The following is a 16,653-nucleotide window of genomic DNA, read 5'->3' on the forward strand; positions in this document are numbered from 1 at the left end:
ACTCTTCCCGCCCCTGCGCGCAGGGGAGAACCCGGCATCCATGGAGGTCGCATGACCACACATTCCCTCACGCTCGATCGCGTGTCGTATCGGCTGGCCGACGGCCGCCCGCTGTTTTCCGATCTGTCGTTTTCCTTCGATCCGGTCGCCACCGGCCTGGTCGGTGCCAATGGCACCGGCAAGAGCGTGCTCGCACGCCTGCTGGCCGGTCGGGTGCGGCCAGAGAACGGGCAGGTGCGCAGCAGCGGCCGCGTGTTCCTGTTGCCGACGCCCGGCTATCCACCCGCCGGCACGGTCGGTGAACTGGCCGGCGTCGGCGCGGAACTGGCCGCACTGCAACGCATCGAAGCCGGCAGCGTGGATGAGGCCGACTTCGCCTGCGTCGGCGACCATTGGGATCTGCGCGAGCGCCTGCAGCAGCAATGGCAGGCGCTCCGCCTGCCCGACGATCTCGATCCCGCCCAACCCGCCGTGCGTCTCAGTGGCGGCCAGGCCATGCAGGTGGCGCTGTCCGGCGCCTGGGCCAGCGGCGCCGATTGGCTGATCCTGGACGAACCCAGCAACCACCTCGATGGCCGCCATCGCCAACAGTTGTACGAACGGTTGCAGCAGCGGCGCGGCGGCCTGCTGGTGATCAGCCATGATCGCGAGCTGCTGGCGCAGATGCAGCAGATCGTCGAGCTCGACGCGCGCGGGCTGCATCGCTATGGCGGCCCGTGGCAGCACTACGCCGACGCGCGGGCCGCCGAACGCGAAGCGGCCGCCGCACAGCTCGACCACGCCCGCGCCCAGCACCGGCAGCAACAGCGCAGCGCGCGCGAGCAGCACGAACGCCAGCAGCAGCGCCAGGCACGTGGCAATCGCGATGCGAAGCAGGCCAACCAGGCACCGATCCTGCTTGGCCGGCAGAAACAGCGTGCAGAGGCCAGCCACGGGCGCGCGCAACAGGTACAGGCCGATCGTCTTCAGGCCAGTGCCGACCAGCTGCGCGCAGCGGCTTCGGCAGTTCACGCCGCGCCGGAGCTGGCGCTGTTCGCCGGTGACGGTGAACGCGGCACCGCACGTCTGCTGCAGGCGGAGTCACTGGTGCTGCCGCAGGGTTGCAGTGCACCGTTGCAATTGGAGATCCGCCGCGGCCAGCGCATCGCCGTGGTCGGTGACAACGGCAGTGGCAAGTCCACGCTCCTGCGCGTGCTGGCCGGCCAGCTGCCTGCACGCAGCGGCATCGTGCAGCGCCATGCACCTCTGGCGCTGCTCGACCAGCAGCTGCTGGGGTTGTCCGACGAACGCAGCATCCTTGACACCGTGCAGGCCGCCAACCCGGTGGCGGATGCGGGTGAACTGCGCACACGGCTGGCCCTGCTCGGGCTGGACGCACAGCGCATCCAGCGTGCAGCCCACAGCCTCAGCGATGGTGAACGGGTGAAAGGCGCGCTGGCCAGCGTGCTGTATGCCGATCCCGCACCGCAGCTGTTGCTGCTGGACGAGCCGGGCAACGCGCTGGATCTGAGCGCGTTGCAGGCACTGGAAGAACTGCTGGCGGCATGGCCGGGCGCGCTGCTGATGGTCAGCCACGACCGGCACCTGCTGCAGGCGTTGCGGCCGACCCACGTGCTGCAGGTGGGCACCGGGGGGTGGCAGTGGCGCGACGCCTTGTAGATCCACGCCATGCGTGGACCTACTGCAGCAGCCGAGCGTCGGCTCGGCTCTACAGGATAGGCCATGCGTGGATGCATGCATGGCCTATCGACCAGGGGTAGTGCCGGCCGCTGGCCGGCAACCCATGGATCCTCAGTGCACCGTCACCGCTTCCACACCGGGAATGCCTGCGGCAGCTGTTGCCACAGCAGCGGCCCCGCACGCAGTTCCTGATCGTTGAGCAGGCACGCGTCCAGCTCCGCACGCACCGCGCGCTCATCCATGTGCACGCCAATCACCACCAGCTCCTGGCGGCGGTCGCCCCACAGCGGGTGCCACAAGCGCTGCATCGCCGAATGCGCGGCCGCATCCGGGAAGTCTTCCAGACCCGGCAACGGTGCGCTCCAGCAGTCGGCCTGCTGCCGCGCCCAGCCCAGGTCGCTGTACGGCAGCGGCGTGGGCGGCAGCAGTGGCGCGGTGTCCTCCAGCCCAGCCCGCACGCGATCACGCGCGGCGTACCAGAACCCCGCCGCCTGCGTCCGCGTCGCGGCGCCCACGGTGTTCAGCTCACCCACCCAGTCCATGCGATTGGCCAGCCAGAACCAGCCCTTGCTGCGGATCACGCCGGGCATCCCCGACTGCAGCGCGCGGGCGAAGCGCGCGGGATGGAACGGTCGCCGCGAGCGGTAGACGAAACTGGCGATGCCGTACTCTTCGGTCTCCGGCGTATGCTCGCCACGCAGTTCCTTCACCCAGCCCGGCGCACGTTGCGCACGCTCGTAGTCGAAGCGGCCGGTGTCCAGCAGCTCGGCCAGTGGCACGTCACCGAAGCGGGACAGCAGCAGCTTCGCGTCGCGGTTCAGGCCGCGCAGCACGGCCAGCGTGTCCTGCAGCACGTCGTCATCCACCTGGTCGACCTTGCTGACCACGATCACGTCGGCGAACTCGACCTGCTCGCACAGCAGGTCGACCACGCCGCGGTCGTCATCCGGCCCGGCCTGCTGGCCGCGCTCGGCCAGGCGCAACGTCGAGCCGAAGTCGGCGAGAAACGCACTGCCATCCACCACCGTCACCATCGTGTCCAGGCGCGCGATGTCACTCAGGCTGAAGCCCTGCTCGTCGCGCACCGCGAACGTGGCCGCCACCGGCATCGGCTCACCGATGCCGGTCGACTCGATCAACAGGTAGTCATAGCGACCGGCGTCGGCCAGGCGCCGCACTTCCTGCAGCAGGTCATCACGCAGCGTGCAGCAGATGCAGCCATTGCTGAACTCCACCAGCGTCTCTTCGGTGCGGCGCAGCTCGGCGCCGCCGTCGCGCACCAGCTGCGCGTCGATGTTGACCTCGCTCATGTCGTTGACGATGACCGCCACACGCAGGCCGGCGCGGTTGCGCAGGATCTGGTTGAGCAGGGTGGTCTTGCCGGCCCCGAGGAAGCCGGACAGCACGGTGACCGGAAGGCGACGGTCGGCGCGGGAAACAGTGTTCATGTCGGAGCGGGTTGGCTGCGGAGCGGAAATGTTACTGTATAACACTATCTGCGCAAGGAACGTCCCCCGATGAAGTCGCCGTCTGCCGCCCTGCTCGATGCCGGCGCGGTCGCCCTGTCCAGCCTGTGCCTGCTGCACTGCCTGGCGCTGCCCCTGCTTGCCGCCGCACTGCCGCTGTTCGGCAGCTGGGCCGAAGCGGAATGGGTCCACCTGCTGTTCGTGGCCATCGCCCTGCCGTTGACCGGCTACGCGCTGTGGCGTGCCGAGCGCCGCCATCCGTTGCCCATGCTGGCCTGGGCCACCGCCGGCGCCGGGCTCGGCCTGCTGCTGGCCGGCGCGCTGGCGTTGCCCTCGCACGACTGGGAAACACCGATGACCGTCACCGGCAGCCTGCTGCTGGCCGCCACGCATATCTGGAACGCGCGGCACCGGCACGGGGGGTAGAGTCGACTGTTAGTCGACTCTCGCGCGAAGCGCGGGGTTTTTCGTTGGTTGTACGAAGAGCAGTCGACTAACAGTCGACTCTACCGCCCCTCGGCCTATTTGCCGTAGCGGCGCAGCAGTTCGACCAGCACTTCGGCCTCGGCCGCCCGCTGCTGCGGGTCGTCGGCGCCGACCACATGTTCTTGCAGGTGCTCGTGCAGCAGCTCCATCAGCAGGCTGTGGGCGGCGCCGCGCACCGCAGCAACCTGCACCAGCACGTCCGCACAGTCGCCGGCCTCACCCTCCGGCCTGTCCAGCGCCTGCTCCAACGCCGCCACCTGGCCGCCGATACGGCGTACCCGGGTCAGCAGCTGCTTTCGATTCTTGTGTACATGGGTCATGGATAGATCGTATACCCTATGGGGGTATCCTTCCACCCTCTGGTCTTCCCATGCATCTGGACGCCCTCGCCGCCGCCCGTCGCCACGAACACCGCTTCGACGACGGCAACCCGCTGGCCGAACGCAATACCCGCCGCGCTCTGTGGCTCACCGTCAGCATGATGCTGGTGGAAATTGTCGGCGGCTGGTGGTTCAACTCCATGGCCGTGCTCGCCGACGGCTGGCACATGAGTTCGCACGCACTCGCGCTGGGCCTGGCAGTGTTCGCCTACCGCTGCGCACGCCGCTACGCGCACGACCCGCGCTTCGCCTTCGGCACCTGGAAGATCGAGATCCTGGCCGGCTATACCAGCGCCATCGCCCTGCTTGGCGTCGCCGCGCTGATGGCGGTGCAATCGCTGGAGCGGCTGTGGGTACCGGCACCGATCCACTACAACGAAGCCATCGCCATCGCTGCGGTCGGGCTGGGCGTGAACCTGCTGTGCGCCTGGTGGCTGCACGACAGCCCGGGCCACGCGCATCATCACCACGGGCATGACCATGGCCATCATCACGGCCATGACCACGATCACGCCCACGCGCACAGTCACGACCTCAACCTGCGCTCGGCCTACGTCCACGTGCTGGCCGACGCCGCCACCTCGGTGCTGGCCATCGTCGCCCTGCTCGGCGGCAAGCTGCTGGGCCTGACCTGGCTGGACCCGGTGATGGGCCTGGTCGGCGCCGTACTGGTCACGGTGTGGGCGATCGGCCTGCTGCGCGACAGCGGCCGCATCCTGCTCGACGCGCAGATGGACGCGCCGGTGGTGGCCGAAGTACGCGAAGTGATCGAACAGGGCCCGTGGCCGGCGCGCCTGGCCGACCTGCACGTCTGGCAGGTGGGTCGCGGCAAGTACGCGGTCAGCGCCAGCGTGGTCACCAGTGACGCCACGCTGGATGCCGATACCGTGCGCAACGCGCTGGCGATCCACGAAGAGCTGGTGCACGTGACGGTGGAGATCCATCGCAGCGCATGACCCGCGTCCGGTAGTGCCGGCCGCTGGCCGGCACCCCATGAGCACCGCACGCAACCTGCAGGTGCCGGCCAGCGGCCGGCACTACCGCTACAGCTTCAGCATCATCCGCAGCAGGTACATCAGCAGCGGCAGCGCACTCAGCACTGCACCGCCGATGCCGATCCACGGCCAGCGCTCACCGCGCACGCGCGATGCTACGGCCAGGCCGCCGCCCACCAGCGCCGCACCCAGCACGCCCACGCCCAGCCCTGCGGCCATGCCATTGCCACCCGCAGCGACCGCCGCCTGTGCCGCCACGGTGCCTGCCCCCCACCCCACTGCAATACCCAGCCAACTGGCCACGCCGCACCACGGTGCCTTGCCCTGCGCCATCCGAAAACCCCTGTGTCCTTGCCGAATTTCCGTACGGGCCACGCCCGCATGCCGCCTACACTAGCCGCACCTGCCCTGTAGGGACATCCCATGCGCACGCTCCGCCTGCTGCTGCCCGGTGCCCTCCTGCTGCTGACCGCCGCCTGCAGCGGTGACGCCGGGCTTCCGTTTTCCACCGACCCGCTGCAGGGCTGCTTCGCCACCAGCGCGCGCAAACCCGCCGACTTCCGCATCGACAAGGAAGGTGGCCAGTACTTCGTTTCCTTCAGCCGTGGCGAGCAGTGGCAGCGCGAACCCAATGCCCTGCACAAAGCCACGTCCAGCGAGATCAGCCGCTACTTCCGCGACGACCCCGACCAGATCGACAGTGCGCTTATCCGCATGGCCGGTGGCTTCGGCATCTTCCACTTCAACAAGGGCGCGACGTTGAAGGGCAAGGCCAGCGATAGTGACTACATGGCGTTGATGCTGATCGGTGCTGGGCCGGTGTATGCGGTGAAGTGCATTTGAGCAGACGTTTGCGACAGCTTCTTTCGTGGTTAACAGCTTCTTTCGTGGTTAACAGTCTGAAACATAAGAAAATTTTCAAAACAGCGATAACTGGATAGGTATCTCGTCGGGCGACCAGAACTCAGTTCAGCATCAGCTCTCCATCCCAAAAGAGGAGCTGAGACATGAAGTTGAAGCAATTCGCCTTTTTGATAGCGGCCTTTCTGCCCGCGACCGCCATTGGCGCTAGCGAGCGCCTAAGCATAGATGTCGTAGTCGCGAATCCAGACGGAAGTGTCAGCGTAGATAGGACAAGCAGCTGGCCAGACTTCAATGGCGGCATCGTGGACGTGACACAGCGCCTGAAACAAGATGATTTTGGGAGACTCAGCTATCGCTATGAAGACCAGAGTAGAGCCACGCAGCTCTATCACCAAGCCTATTGCGAGTCGGTGGAAATGACACCCTCAAGCGGGACCATGACGTTGTCGGGTCCCTCCACCGGCTGGTCTTGCTACAGCGATGATCCCGCGCCCCCTGCCGACCCTGTGAACAGTATTGATTGGGCAACGGCGACTGCACCAAGTGGTCGGGTACCCGTTGGTCAGAATATCTTTCCCATTGGGAGCGGGAGTTGGGAGAGCTCTATTGGCGGCATGAGACGTTCAACCCTCAGCGTGGACAATGGACGCTGTATTGCACAGGAAATCGACCACTACGCTGGGCCGTTCAGAGGCAGAACTCAGTTTGGCGTCAATTGCTATTTTTCGCAGTCCAAGTTTGCAAACACCATGATGGAGACCTGCATCCCCAAGCAATGTGCCACCAATAGAGGGACGATCTTCGCTCAATAGCTCCTAGAGGGAGATGCCCATGCCCAAAGGCAGGGCATTTCTCGTCCATGCATCAACGCCATCTACTCACTGGCAAAGGACTGACGAAATGACATTCAGTCTTGGATATTGCAACATGCTGCCCCTCCTGCTGATGGCCGGTGCAATACAGTCTCAGGGGGCCTATGACGAAGTCCGGCAGCTGCCCGATGGCCAGACTCTGATCATGCGCACCCTGGACTGGGATCTCGGTGATGGTCGCCATGAGCGCGTTACCGTGCATTGGCTGCTGCAGGAGGACGGCCGCATGCGCTACGACTTCGATCGGCAGCCACCGCAAACCCAGGAGGCCCATCGTCGATCGTGCGCGCGGCAGGGCATGCAGCCGTCGCGTGGCGTCGGCATGATCGCGGGGGAAGGGACCACACACGGTTACAGCTGCACCAGCGCTAGCGTCGGGCCCACGCCCGACTCCTCCCTGCCTGCATCCACGCATGGCGTGGACCTGCTTTGACATCGGCTTGGCTCTACAACAGCTGCGGTACCATGCCCTTCCCCCGAACCGCCCCGGTACCCGCCGTGCCCCATTACACCGGCCCCCTGCTGACCCGCGACAGCGCCGATACCCTGCGCCGTGCCCATGACAAGGGCGCCGCCGACTGGCAGGGATCGCTTGACCTCGGCCGCAGCCAGGACAGCGTGGCGCTGGATGCGGACGGCTTCCACTTCCGGGGCCAGCCCTACCCTTGGCCGGGCAAGCTGAAGGACCGCACGCTGTACTACTGGGATGGCGAGGAATTCGCGCCGATCTCGCGCTACAGCGGCTCGCTGATCAAGCTGGTGCCCACCGAATGGGGCGCACCGACCTTCGAGATCGACGGCATCAAGATGCTGCCGACCTCGAAGCTGTCGCCGTTCGAGGATGCACGCCGCAAGGTGGAGCTGGTCGCCCCGGCCGGCAAGGTCATCCTCGATACCTGCGGTGGCCTGGGCTACTTCGCCGCCTGCGCGCTGGAGGCCGGTGTCGGCCAGATCCGTTCATTCGAGAAGAACGCCGATGTGATGTGGCTGCGCACGCTCAACCCGTGGTCGCCGGATCCAGACTCGGCTGCCGCCGGTGGTCGCCTGCAGTTCAGCCACGGTGACGTCTCGCAGCAGATCGAACTGGTGGCCAGCAACAGTGTCGACGCAATCCTGCACGACCCACCGCGCTTCGGCATCGCCGGCGAGCTGTACTCGCAGGTGTTCTACGACCACCTCGCCCGCGTCATCCGCAAGGGCGGTCGCCTGTTCCATTACACCGGCGCGCCGAACAAGCTGACCAGCGGCCGCGACGTGCCGCGTGAAGTGGCCAAACGCCTGGAAAAGGCTGGTTTCAAGGCGGAACTGGCGCTCGACGGCGTGCTGGCCGTCAAGCGCTGAGCCTCACTCCGAATCAACCTTGGCCAGCTTCATCACCCACGCCGGCACCTCCGGTTCGCCGGCGTAGAAGTCCTTCGGCTTGTTCTCCGCCATCGCCCAGCGATGCAGCCAGCTCGGGCCATAGCGGCCGTTGTAGCCTTCCGCACCCCGCGCATACGCCGGGTCACGCATCGCTTCGTCCAGTGAAATGAAGCGATAGCCGCGGCGCTTCGTGGCCGCCACCAGTTCGGCAAAGGTGGCCGCATTGAGCTCGTTGGCGTGCATCAGCCACACCTGCGGCAGCGCGTACCCCAGCAGCGCCTGCGACTGCTTCTCGTAGTAATCCAGCTTGTTCAGCATGTACGGCACGTAGCCCTTGCGCAGCTGCGCCAGCGTCGCGTCACGCGCCGGCGAATCCGCCTGCTCGTTCATCACGTTGGCATAGGCGAACGCCCACACCCATTCCCCGTTGTCCACCGTCACCGGTGCCACGCGATAGCCATGCTGCTTGAAGAACGCCTCCATCTGCACGCGCTCATCTGCGGTGCGCCCGGCGCGCAGGTAGGGGTGGCGCATCCACTGTGGCGCCTGCCCCTTCTCGGCCAGCAGCGGCCGCAGCACCGTTTCGCCGCGCAGGAAATCCTGCTGGAACGCCGCCACGCCCTTCGCATTCAAATCCATGTGCGAGTACGTGTGGTTGCCCAGCACATAACCCGCATCGCGCCAGTCGCGCAGCATCTGCACCCGCGCCGGCTGCACCTGTCCATTCACCTCAAGCTTGTTCTCATTGACGAAGCCCACCACCGGCACGCCGGCCTCGCGCAGCTGGGCCATCAACGCTTCGTGCCGCGCCTGCAGATCCGGCGGCACGATCTGGTCCAGCCGTGCCCATGGCAGATCATCGATGGTCACCGCGATACGACGGTCCACCTCGGCGGCGTGTACGGCCAGCGAACACAGCAACAACGGCAACGCACGCAGCAACAAGCGCATCGGGTCTTCCCTGGAGTGGCGAGGCGTCGACTGTAGCGCGATTGCCGCGCGCCGCCGAGCGTGCGCCCTGCATGTCTCGGATCCGGTCAGCCGCGGAGGCCCGTCAGGCCACTGCCGATCGTGCCACCCGGGCCCGCACGATCGCCCGCCACAGGGAGATGCCGCCCACCATCGTCGCCATCAGCAACGCCACCAGCACCAGCGCCAGGTCGTCCGGATTGCGCATCAGCGTTGCGTTCTCACGCGTCAGGATGTGGAACACCACGGACTGCGCCTGCACCAGCGGGGTATCGCCCTCCGCCCTCAGGTCCATCAGGCATGCCGTGGGTGACAAGCGCGCCACGCTGTTCCATGCGTTCTCGTACAGGTGCAGCGTCCACCCGGCCAAGCACAGTGCGCCGCCATGCAGCAGCAGCAGCGCCACGTTCGCCGTGCGCAGCCCATCGCGCAGCCACAGCGCGCGGCTCGCGCACACCGCCATCGCACCCAGCAGCGCCAGCACGATGCCCGCCAATGGAATCCAGCTCAATGGCTGCCAGTCGTCCAATGCACCGGCGCGCGCCATCACCTGTTCGGCCATCTGCAACCGCGCCTGCTCATCCGGGCCACCGCACGCCGCGGTGATCGGCTCCAGCAGCAGGTCGACGCGGCAATGGAAGAACCCGGAAGCCAGTGCAACGGACAGCAACGCGACCAGCTGCAGCATCAGCAGGATCGGCCCCTGCCCACAGATGCGGCGGATTCGGGAGGTGGCAGCGCTCATCGGTTCATCCATGACAGCAAAGAGCCATCCTAACCAAGCAGTTCGCACGTGTCGGCTGGCGGATGCGACACACACTACGCAGCGCCGCTACGATGGCACAGTTGTTTGAATGCGAATTTTCCTTGGTGTTCCCGATGGTGATGCTGTACCTGATCGTACGAACGCTGCTGCCCCTGCTGGCATTCGTGCTCGCGTGGTGGCTGCTCGCGCGCCTGATCGACGCGCGCGCCGCCCGGCTGCCACGCGTCCCGTTGAACCTGCCGGCGCACAGCAGCAGCCCGCGCAGGAAGGATCGGCGCATCTACGCGCGCAAGCTGCGGCGCAAGCCGGGGCTGCGCACGGCGACCCGCGCCGCCGCCGCGCCGCGCAGTTGGCGCTTCGCCGCAGCTGTCCTGTCGATAGGCGTGCTGGCCGCCACTGTGGTCGCCATCCCCGATGGCGCGCGCTTCCAGGTGATGGTGGGCAATGTCATTGGCTACCCGGGAACGATCATCGAGGTGCGGGTTCCCGCAGCAGCACAGCCTGTCGTGCTGCAGGCATGGCGCCCTGTACTGGCACACCTGGGAAGGCCCGTGGCGATGCGCTATCCGATTGCTCGCACCGGCGGCGAGCATGAAGCCCATGCGGTGGTGCCCACCCAGGTCCGTCAGCAGGGCGACCAGCTGCAGGTGGCCATCGCGCTGCCGGTGGACAGCGAAGTACTGCGTGCCAAACTGGCGCGACAGGCAGGATTGCCGGTCGAGGCGATCAACGTGCAGAGGCGCGACGTAGCGCCATGGCGGGAGTCGGGCTGGCGGCCACTGCCCGGCCCGTAGCGCCGAGACCATGCTCGGCGGCCCTTTGCCCCTTCCCCGGACGGCACGCGCTGCGCGCGCCAGCCGAGCATCGGCTCGGTGCTACACCACGTCCCCACCCGGCCTGTGAATCACGACCCACGCGGCAGCTTCGCCGCCCACATGTTGTCCACCAGGTTCGGATACCGCCGCCCGTTCTCCTCGGCACGTTGCCGTGCCGCCGCCTTCTGCGCATCCGACAGCGGTTGCGACGTCTGCCCCTTGGGCCTGGGCTTCTTCCACGGGGTGTCTTTGGCTCGCGCATCGCCGCAGCTTACCGCTTCAGGAAGTTCAGCAGCGCCAGATTGAAGCGGTCGGCGTGGCTGGTGTTGCAGCCATGCGGTGCACCTTCCAGGATCACCACTTCGCTGCCCTTGATGGCCTTGTGCGTACGCTGGCCGGAGCCCTCGAACGGCACGATGGCGTCACTGTCGCCGTGCAGGATCAAGGTCGGCACCGTGATCTTCTTCAGGTCATCCCGGAAATCGGTCGTAGCAAACGCCTTCATGCAGCCCAGCGCCGCCGCCTGGTCGGATTGATGGCACAGCGCGATCGCCGCCTGGCGCGTGTCTTCGGTCACCATCAACTGGCCGTTGGCGCTGAAGAAGTCGCGGGTGAAGCCATCGAAGAACGCTTCGCGGTCCTTCTCCAATCCGCTGCGCATTTCATCGGCCTTGGCCTGGGTCAGTGGACCTTCCGGATTGTCGTCGCTGCGCAGCAGGAACGGCGGCACAGCGGCCGCGAACACCACACTGTGCACGCGATCCTGGCCATGGTTGGCCACGTAGCGCGCCACCTCGCCGCCGCCCATCGAGAAACCGACCAGAGTGACGTCGCGCAGGTCATGCTCCTCGATCAGCCCTGCCAGGTCCGCCGCCAGCGTGTCGTAGTCATAACCTTCGGCCGGCTTGTCAGAGCGGCCAAAGCCACGCCGGTCGTAGCTGATCACCCGATACTGGGCGTCGCGCAGGATCGCCACCTGCGTCTTCCAGGCATCGGCGGACAGCGGCCAGCCGTGGATCAGGATGACCGGGCGGCCATCGCCACCCGTGTCTTCAACGTGCAGGCGGATGCGGGAAGCAGGCATGGGCGCTCCTGTGGAAGGGAAGGAGTGCAGGCTAGTGGCCGTCACCTGTGGCGGCTGTGAGGGAATCCCGGTCGCTCATGACATCCCCTGCACAGGCAACGGCCTCAAAGCTGGAACCGGGCCGCCAATATGGGCATTCATTCCGTGGCAGGGCCGTTTCGTCGGAAGCCGGCTGCAGTGGCCCAAACGCCATGCGAGCCTGCGTGAACCCTCCCTGGAACCTCACCATGCTGCCGCTCACCCTACCCTTGCTGGCCGCCGGCCTCGTTGCCATGCCAGCGCCCGCCGACACCCTGCGCGTGCAGATCCGCCAGGCCGATACCCAGCTCTTCGCTGCGGCCTTCGAGGCCTGCGATGCCGACAAGGCCGCGGCGATGACGACCGACGACATGGAGTTCTTCCATGACAAGGACGGCAAGTCGGCCAGCAGCCGCGACGACTTCCGCCACAGCGTGGCCAACCTGTGCAGCAGCGCGCGCGAGGATGGCTGGCAGCTGCGCCGCGAGCTCGTGGAATCTTCGCTGCAGGTGTTTCCGCTGCACGATGAGCGGGCGCTCGAAACCGGCGACCACCGCTTTTACGAGCGCGGCAAGGACGGCGTGGAACGCTGGACCGGCCAGGCCCGCTTCATCCAGGTCTGGCGCCGCGTGGACGGGCACTGGCTGGCCGAACGGGTGATCAGCTATGACCATCGGCCGGCGGACTGACCTTTCCGGTGCCCTTCACCGGCCGGATCTATACTGGCGGGGTTCACCCCGACCCACCGCTACCGTTCGATCGCCATGGCAGAAATCACCCCCAACCACCCCGACTACGGCCTCAACCAGCAGATCCGTCAGGGCGTGGCCGCACTGGACGCCCAGCATGGCCGTGCGTTCGACCAGACCAGCGAACGCCTGACCGCCAGCCTGACCGTGCTCGCCCGCGAACAGGGCCTGCAGCAGGTCGACCACGTGCTGGTCAGCAACGCCACGGCCCAGCACCCGGCCGGACACAACATCTTCGTGGTGCAGGGCGACCCGGCCAATCCGGCGCACCTGCGCGCGATGATGCCGACCGCGGTAGCGGCGCAGACGCCGGTGGAGCAGTCGATGCAGAAGTTGGGGCTGGGTGCGCAGACGCACGTCGAGGCGCAGGCGCAGGCGCAGGCGCAGGAAATGCAGAATCCCACTCCGCGGATGGGGTAACCACGCCGGCGCTGCTCAGAGCCGGCCAACACTTGATCAGGGCGCCCGCTGAACTGCAGCGCCCTACTTGAGATTCAGCCCAATCACAAGCCATCCCGGCCGTAGCCCCGTTTACCTCGAACCACGGGCGCTACTGGCCACATCCGCGCCAAACCATCCACAAACGACATGCCTTGGCGCCAATGGCTCCAGCTTGATACGCATTGCGGATCGATACCCCCGCATGCATTAATTGCGCCTATCGAAAAGAGCGCAGGGGGCGTCGTGGGTATCAGGGACGAATTGCAGAACGTGATGGAACTGCAGCCTCAATACAGTTCATTGCCGACAGCTGCCATGCAGGCGCGCGGCCAGATCATCAAGCATCGGCTGCCTAAGCTGCTTAGCGAGAGCGCCGAACAACTTCGCATTGCATCAGATATCGAGCCGGGGGATTTTTTGCTCGTTGGGCGTGATGGGATCGGCAGAAAGTCCCAAGTTCCGTGGGTTCGTTTTGCATCTGAAGCGCGCTCGCCCACCGCAACCGAGGGATGGTATGTGGTATGGCTGTTCCGCGAGGATGGCTCCGGCGTCTATCTAGCGGTCTCCCATGCCTCCACCGAGAAGATTGATGGCGATTTTATCAAGCGTTCCCCGGGCGAGACTCAGCGCCTAACCGGATGGGCCTTGGAGATACTTGATGATGACATCACCGCGAATCCGCGACTGCTCAAATCAATGACTTTGGGCAGCGGTTCTCTGGCAAAGGCTTATGAAAGCACCACAGCCGTCTCGTATTTCTACGCCAAGGATCACGTTCCATCCGATGACCAATTGCGCGCCGACATGCTCACGATGGCGCGTCTACTGAAGAGCATCTATCGAGGCGAGCCGGCCCAGAAGCGTAGTGGCCAGACTTCACCAGATGTTATTGCCGTGGTCGAGGCGATCGAAGAGGCCACCTCGGGTCGCAAGAATTCTGGGCAGGGCTTTGGGCTCACTCACCCTCAGCGCCGTGCAGTGGAGCTGCGGGCGATGGCACTGGCCAAGGATCACTTCGGCAGCGCGGGATATGAAATCAAGGATACAAGTGCCACCGCCCCTTACGATCTGGAGATCAGAAAGGAAGGTCAGGTTCACTACATCGAGGTGAAGGGAACTACCGGTGCACTGGGTGACATCGTGCTCACCAAGAACGAAGTGCAGCACCACCTAAAGCATCATCCGAACAATGGCCTGTTCGTCGTCCATGGCATCCAACTGCACTCGCACGACGGCGTACCCGTTTGCGCCGGTGGAACCGCGCACATCCAGCAGCCGTGGCCAATCTCAGATGCGAATCTGCAAGCTCTCGCCTATCGATATCGTATTGCATAGAACCCAACGAGTCGGCCGCGCTTCTCTCAAGTGCGGCCGACTCTTGCTCGTTACAGCTGAATCCGCGCCACGCTCTCGTCAGCGCCCTTGTCATCCTTCTCGCCGTTCTTGATGCTCACGAACAACACGTTGTTCTTCGCATCCAGCGCCAGGCTGTTCGGGTGGGTCGGTACCTTGTAGGTCGCCACCTTCTGGTAGCTGTCACTGTTGTACGCGGTCACCGTACCGGCTTCGCGATTGGTCACGTACAGGCGCTTACGCGGTGCATCCAGCAGGATGCCGAGCGGGCCGGCATCGGTCGGGATGCTGGCCAGTTCCTTGCCGGTGCTGCGGTCGAGCACCAGCACGCGCTGGCCAGGATGCTTGCTGACCAGGCCGCTGCTCTTGGCCTGGTAGCCACGCAGGAATTCCGAGCCCTGGTCGGTCACGAACAGCCGCTTGCCGTCCGGATCCAGCGCGATGTTCATCGGCTGCTCGGCGGCGATCCTGTGCTGCGCCACCACCTTGTTCGAATCGGTGCCCACCACCACCAGGTCGGCCAGCAGGTTGCTGGTGTAGACGCGCTTGTTGGCCGCATCCAGCGCCAGGCCCGGCGCCTTGGCATTGCCCAGGCCGTCGATGGTGTTGATCACCTTCAGCGTGTTCGTATCGATCACGAACAGCACGCTGCTCACGTCCGGCTGGCTGCTGTGGCCAGTCACGTACAGGCGGTTGGCCGCGCTGTCGACCACCAGCTCGCGCAGGTCGTGGGTGTAGGCGGCCTTGCCGTCCTTGCCGGTCTTCTTCTCCATCAGCTGGAGGGTGCCGACGGCCTTGTTCTGCGCGGTGTCGACCACGGTCACCGACAGGTCCACGGTGTTGCCCACGTACAGGCGGTCGTGGGCGTCATCCAGCACCACGCCGAACGCCTTGCGCTCCAGCGGGATGCGGGTTTCCACGGCCAGCGTGGCCGGGTTCAGGCGCAGCACCTGGGCCGGGCCGGCGTCATCGCCGAAACCGCCGGACGAGGCCACGAACACGGCGTTCTGCTTCGGGCTGTAGGCCAGCTCGTACAGGCCCTTGGCCACGGCCTGGCGCTGCACGGCGGTGGTGGCACTGGCGGCGGGTGCGTTGTCGGCGAACGCCGAGGGCGCGCCGAGGCTGAGCGAAACGGCAACGGCCAGGGCGGCCGAGCGGAAGAGAGGAGTACTGAACATGCGAGCGTCCTTGAATGGGCACGGGAAGGTGTCCTGGCTCGCTGGGCCGTACTGCGACGGCCCGCCCCACATCTGTCTGCGCGGGGTGGGCTGGCTGGGGATGCGGGGGAATGGTAGCAGGTGGGGGGCGTGGCGTGCGCCGGCGCGGGCATGGCCGACGCTCGACCTCGATGCTGCGCCCGCCGCTATGCCATCCGTGGGCCGTGGCTCTGCTGAAGCTGCTGCTCCTCCTGCAAGCGCTGCGCGTCTCGCTGCGGCTCATTCTGCTGCAACTGCGCGACCCGATCGAACGAGGCCTCCACCGGTGCCTGCGCAGCCACCTCCGCCGGCATGCTGGCGCGCTGGTGTGCCGGGTCACTGCGGTCCCCCTGCACGATGAACAACTTCGGTGCGATATCACCGCGCTGTTCGCCCAGCACCACCTCGTCCACGCGCGAGAACTGCTGCTCCTTCGACAGCGCGAGCAGGCTGGCGCTGACATTGCCGTTGCGCGCCCCGAAAGCGCCGAGGTCGGCCACCTGCTGGTGGATCTGGTTGAGGCGGGTATGATCGTCGTGCGCCGGGTCTGCGGGCGTGCCGCTTGCCGCGAGCACGCTGTTGCCGCGCCACTGCTCGCCGTTCTCGGTGAACATCCACTCGCGGAAGGTCTGCTTCGGCATCGGGTTCCACTGCACCCTGTCCAGTTCGCTGCCCTTCACCTGCTGCGGAATGGCATTGACGGCGCGGATGTTGTCCAGAACCCTGGTGGCGCCCTCGTAGTTGCTGATCTCCCCGGCCAGCCCGACCGGGCGCAGGCCTGCGTGGTTCAGGGCACCCCATGCGAAATCGGTGCACGCGTTGGAGAAGAAGTCGTACTCCATGTCGAAGCCGTGCTTCTTCGGGTTCGCCGAGAACTCGAGGATGCGGTCGTACTGCTCCTTGCTGATCTCGATCGTGCGCTCGAAGCGGGGCTTGTCGTAGACCCGCAGATCCGTGTCATCGACTTTGCCCAGCGAGGGATTCGCACGGTCGTTCCCCATCGTGAATCCCCTGCTCACGGGTACCGGGTCATTTGATCGCGCCAGCGAAAGAAACATGTGCCCGGCAAATGACGGATCCAACAATCTCTTCTGGCCCGCGTCGCCGACATCGACTCTCGGCGTGCCCGGTGCGGCGAGATGAATCGTGACCGTATA

19 protein-coding genes are annotated in these 16,653 nt (G+C 65.9%); 11 read left to right on the forward strand and 8 right to left on the reverse strand.

Annotated elements, in window-relative coordinates; translation table 11 throughout:
* Positions 1-51 precede the first annotated feature (51 nt).
* Positions 52-1,659 carry an ATP-binding cassette domain-containing protein gene (locus tag ACM0PK_RS07530; RefSeq protein ID WP_414606986.1) on the forward strand — a complete coding sequence of 536 codons (1,608 nt, stop codon included), beginning with the start codon at positions 52-54 and terminating at the stop codon, positions 1,657-1,659.
* Between the two features lie 143 nt (positions 1,660-1,802).
* Here the strand turns inward: ACM0PK_RS07530 and ACM0PK_RS07535 are convergent, their stop codons facing one another.
* On the reverse strand, positions 1,803-3,128 hold the full coding sequence (locus ACM0PK_RS07535) for a GTP-binding protein (protein WP_414606987.1): 1,326 nt from the start codon (positions 3,126-3,128) through the stop codon (positions 1,803-1,805).
* A gap of 69 nt (positions 3,129-3,197) precedes the next feature.
* On the opposite strand from ACM0PK_RS07535, the gene ACM0PK_RS07540 reads away from it, so the two are divergent.
* Positions 3,198-3,572, forward strand: a complete 375-nt coding sequence (locus tag ACM0PK_RS07540; RefSeq protein ID WP_414606988.1) for a MerC domain-containing protein — start codon at positions 3,198-3,200, stop codon at positions 3,570-3,572.
* 95 nt (positions 3,573-3,667) lie between these two features.
* Here the strand turns inward: ACM0PK_RS07540 and ACM0PK_RS07545 are convergent, their stop codons facing one another.
* Positions 3,668-3,952, reverse strand: coding sequence for a metal/formaldehyde-sensitive transcriptional repressor (locus ACM0PK_RS07545; RefSeq protein WP_414606989.1), 285 nt, complete (start codon positions 3,950-3,952; stop codon positions 3,668-3,670).
* A gap of 50 nt (positions 3,953-4,002) precedes the next feature.
* On the opposite strand from ACM0PK_RS07545, the gene dmeF reads away from it, so the two are divergent.
* On the forward strand, positions 4,003-4,968 hold the full coding sequence (gene dmeF, locus ACM0PK_RS07550; RefSeq protein ID WP_414606990.1) for a CDF family Co(II)/Ni(II) efflux transporter DmeF: 966 nt from the start codon (positions 4,003-4,005) through the stop codon (positions 4,966-4,968).
* An 87-nt stretch (positions 4,969-5,055) separates the two neighbouring features.
* Here dmeF and ACM0PK_RS07555 read toward each other — a convergent pair whose 3' ends face one another.
* Positions 5,056-5,340: a hypothetical protein gene (locus tag ACM0PK_RS07555; protein ID WP_005415073.1), complete on the reverse strand. Its 285-nt coding sequence runs from the start codon at positions 5,338-5,340 to the stop codon at positions 5,056-5,058.
* A gap of 90 nt (positions 5,341-5,430) precedes the next feature.
* Between ACM0PK_RS07555 and ACM0PK_RS07560 the strand changes: the two genes are divergently transcribed.
* From ACM0PK_RS07560 to ACM0PK_RS07575, 4 genes are all read left to right on the forward strand, one after another.
* Positions 5,431-5,850, forward strand: a complete 420-nt coding sequence (locus tag ACM0PK_RS07560; protein WP_414606991.1) for a hypothetical protein — start codon at positions 5,431-5,433, stop codon at positions 5,848-5,850.
* 164 nt (positions 5,851-6,014) lie between these two features.
* Positions 6,015-6,683, forward strand: coding sequence for a hypothetical protein (locus tag ACM0PK_RS07565; RefSeq protein WP_151355239.1), 669 nt, complete (start codon positions 6,015-6,017; stop codon positions 6,681-6,683).
* A gap of 115 nt (positions 6,684-6,798) precedes the next feature.
* A complete protein-coding gene (locus ACM0PK_RS07570; RefSeq protein WP_095379426.1) occupies positions 6,799-7,176 on the forward strand; it encodes a hypothetical protein in 378 nt (125 codons plus the stop codon).
* Between the two features lie 32 nt (positions 7,177-7,208).
* Positions 7,209-8,084: a class I SAM-dependent methyltransferase gene (locus ACM0PK_RS07575; RefSeq protein WP_195840060.1), complete on the forward strand. Its 876-nt coding sequence runs from the start codon at positions 7,209-7,211 to the stop codon at positions 8,082-8,084.
* A 3-nt stretch (positions 8,085-8,087) separates the two neighbouring features.
* Here ACM0PK_RS07575 and ACM0PK_RS07580 read toward each other — a convergent pair whose 3' ends face one another.
* Complete coding sequence (locus ACM0PK_RS07580) at positions 8,088-9,056, reverse strand: polysaccharide deacetylase family protein (protein ID WP_061478596.1); 969 nt, start codon at positions 9,054-9,056, stop codon at positions 8,088-8,090.
* A 103-nt stretch (positions 9,057-9,159) separates the two neighbouring features.
* Positions 9,160-9,819 (reverse strand): hypothetical protein, encoded by a 660-nt coding sequence (locus ACM0PK_RS07585; RefSeq protein ID WP_414606992.1) that lies wholly within the window; start codon positions 9,817-9,819, stop codon positions 9,160-9,162.
* Between the two features lie 134 nt (positions 9,820-9,953).
* Here ACM0PK_RS07585 and ACM0PK_RS07590 point away from each other — a divergent pair, with 134 nt between their 5' ends.
* Positions 9,954-10,634 (forward strand): hypothetical protein, encoded by a 681-nt coding sequence (locus ACM0PK_RS07590; RefSeq protein ID WP_414607010.1) that lies wholly within the window; start codon positions 9,954-9,956, stop codon positions 10,632-10,634.
* Positions 10,635-10,926: 292 nt separating this feature from the next.
* On the opposite strand, the gene ACM0PK_RS07595 is transcribed toward ACM0PK_RS07590, so the two are convergent.
* Positions 10,927-11,739 (reverse strand): alpha/beta fold hydrolase, encoded by an 813-nt coding sequence (locus ACM0PK_RS07595; RefSeq protein WP_414606993.1) that lies wholly within the window; start codon positions 11,737-11,739, stop codon positions 10,927-10,929.
* 227 nt (positions 11,740-11,966) lie between these two features.
* On the opposite strand from ACM0PK_RS07595, the gene ACM0PK_RS07600 reads away from it, so the two are divergent.
* From ACM0PK_RS07600 to ACM0PK_RS07610, 3 genes are all read left to right on the forward strand, one after another.
* Positions 11,967-12,446 (forward strand): nuclear transport factor 2 family protein, encoded by a 480-nt coding sequence (locus ACM0PK_RS07600; protein WP_414606994.1) that lies wholly within the window; start codon positions 11,967-11,969, stop codon positions 12,444-12,446.
* A 75-nt stretch (positions 12,447-12,521) separates the two neighbouring features.
* Entirely contained in the window at positions 12,522-12,926 is a 405-nt protein-coding gene (locus ACM0PK_RS07605; protein WP_374082968.1) for an XVIPCD domain-containing protein, read from the forward strand.
* Between the two features lie 294 nt (positions 12,927-13,220).
* On the forward strand, positions 13,221-14,282 hold the full coding sequence (locus ACM0PK_RS07610) for an MrcB family domain-containing protein (RefSeq protein WP_414606995.1): 1,062 nt from the start codon (positions 13,221-13,223) through the stop codon (positions 14,280-14,282).
* Between the two features lie 50 nt (positions 14,283-14,332).
* Here the strand turns inward: ACM0PK_RS07610 and ACM0PK_RS07615 are convergent, their stop codons facing one another.
* Both ACM0PK_RS07615 and ACM0PK_RS07620 read right to left on the reverse strand, forming a co-directional pair.
* Positions 14,333-15,478 (reverse strand): YncE family protein, encoded by a 1,146-nt coding sequence (locus tag ACM0PK_RS07615; protein WP_414606996.1) that lies wholly within the window; start codon positions 15,476-15,478, stop codon positions 14,333-14,335.
* A gap of 185 nt (positions 15,479-15,663) precedes the next feature.
* Positions 15,664-16,497 (reverse strand): XVIPCD domain-containing protein, encoded by an 834-nt coding sequence (locus ACM0PK_RS07620; protein WP_423171126.1) that lies wholly within the window; start codon positions 16,495-16,497, stop codon positions 15,664-15,666.
* Positions 16,498-16,653: the final 156 nt, after the last annotated feature.

Origin of the sequence: Stenotrophomonas sp. FR010 (assembly GCF_047520755.2) — a bacterium.
Lineage (GTDB): Bacteria > Pseudomonadota > Gammaproteobacteria > Xanthomonadales > Xanthomonadaceae > Stenotrophomonas > Stenotrophomonas sepilia.

Coding starts and splice junctions, on each gene's coding strand:
- ACM0PK_RS07530 (WP_414606986.1), top strand. CDS start 52: ATGACCACACATTCCCTCACGCTCGATCGCGTGTCGTATCGGCTGGCC.
- ACM0PK_RS07535 (WP_414606987.1), bottom strand. CDS start 3,128: ATGAACACTGTTTCCCGCGCCGACCGTCGCCTTCCGGTCACCGTGCTG.
- ACM0PK_RS07540 (WP_414606988.1), top strand. CDS start 3,198: ATGAAGTCGCCGTCTGCCGCCCTGCTCGATGCCGGCGCGGTCGCCCTG.
- ACM0PK_RS07545 (WP_414606989.1), bottom strand. CDS start 3,952: ATGACCCATGTACACAAGAATCGAAAGCAGCTGCTGACCCGGGTACGC.
- dmeF (WP_414606990.1), top strand. CDS start 4,003: ATGCATCTGGACGCCCTCGCCGCCGCCCGTCGCCACGAACACCGCTTC.
- ACM0PK_RS07555 (WP_005415073.1), bottom strand. CDS start 5,340: ATGGCGCAGGGCAAGGCACCGTGGTGCGGCGTGGCCAGTTGGCTGGGT.
- ACM0PK_RS07560 (WP_414606991.1), top strand. CDS start 5,431: ATGCGCACGCTCCGCCTGCTGCTGCCCGGTGCCCTCCTGCTGCTGACC.
- ACM0PK_RS07565 (WP_151355239.1), top strand. CDS start 6,015: ATGAAGTTGAAGCAATTCGCCTTTTTGATAGCGGCCTTTCTGCCCGCG.
- ACM0PK_RS07570 (WP_095379426.1), top strand. CDS start 6,799: ATGCTGCCCCTCCTGCTGATGGCCGGTGCAATACAGTCTCAGGGGGCC.
- ACM0PK_RS07575 (WP_195840060.1), top strand. CDS start 7,209: ATGCCCTTCCCCCGAACCGCCCCGGTACCCGCCGTGCCCCATTACACC.
- ACM0PK_RS07580 (WP_061478596.1), bottom strand. CDS start 9,056: ATGCGCTTGTTGCTGCGTGCGTTGCCGTTGTTGCTGTGTTCGCTGGCC.
- ACM0PK_RS07585 (WP_414606992.1), bottom strand. CDS start 9,819: ATGAGCGCTGCCACCTCCCGAATCCGCCGCATCTGTGGGCAGGGGCCG.
- ACM0PK_RS07590 (WP_414607010.1), top strand. CDS start 9,954: ATGGTGATGCTGTACCTGATCGTACGAACGCTGCTGCCCCTGCTGGCA.
- ACM0PK_RS07595 (WP_414606993.1), bottom strand. CDS start 11,739: ATGCCTGCTTCCCGCATCCGCCTGCACGTTGAAGACACGGGTGGCGAT.
- ACM0PK_RS07600 (WP_414606994.1), top strand. CDS start 11,967: ATGCTGCCGCTCACCCTACCCTTGCTGGCCGCCGGCCTCGTTGCCATG.
- ACM0PK_RS07605 (WP_374082968.1), top strand. CDS start 12,522: ATGGCAGAAATCACCCCCAACCACCCCGACTACGGCCTCAACCAGCAG.
- ACM0PK_RS07610 (WP_414606995.1), top strand. CDS start 13,221: ATGGAACTGCAGCCTCAATACAGTTCATTGCCGACAGCTGCCATGCAG.
- ACM0PK_RS07615 (WP_414606996.1), bottom strand. CDS start 15,478: ATGTTCAGTACTCCTCTCTTCCGCTCGGCCGCCCTGGCCGTTGCCGTT.
- ACM0PK_RS07620 (WP_423171126.1), bottom strand. CDS start 16,497: ATGGGGAACGACCGTGCGAATCCCTCGCTGGGCAAAGTCGATGACACG.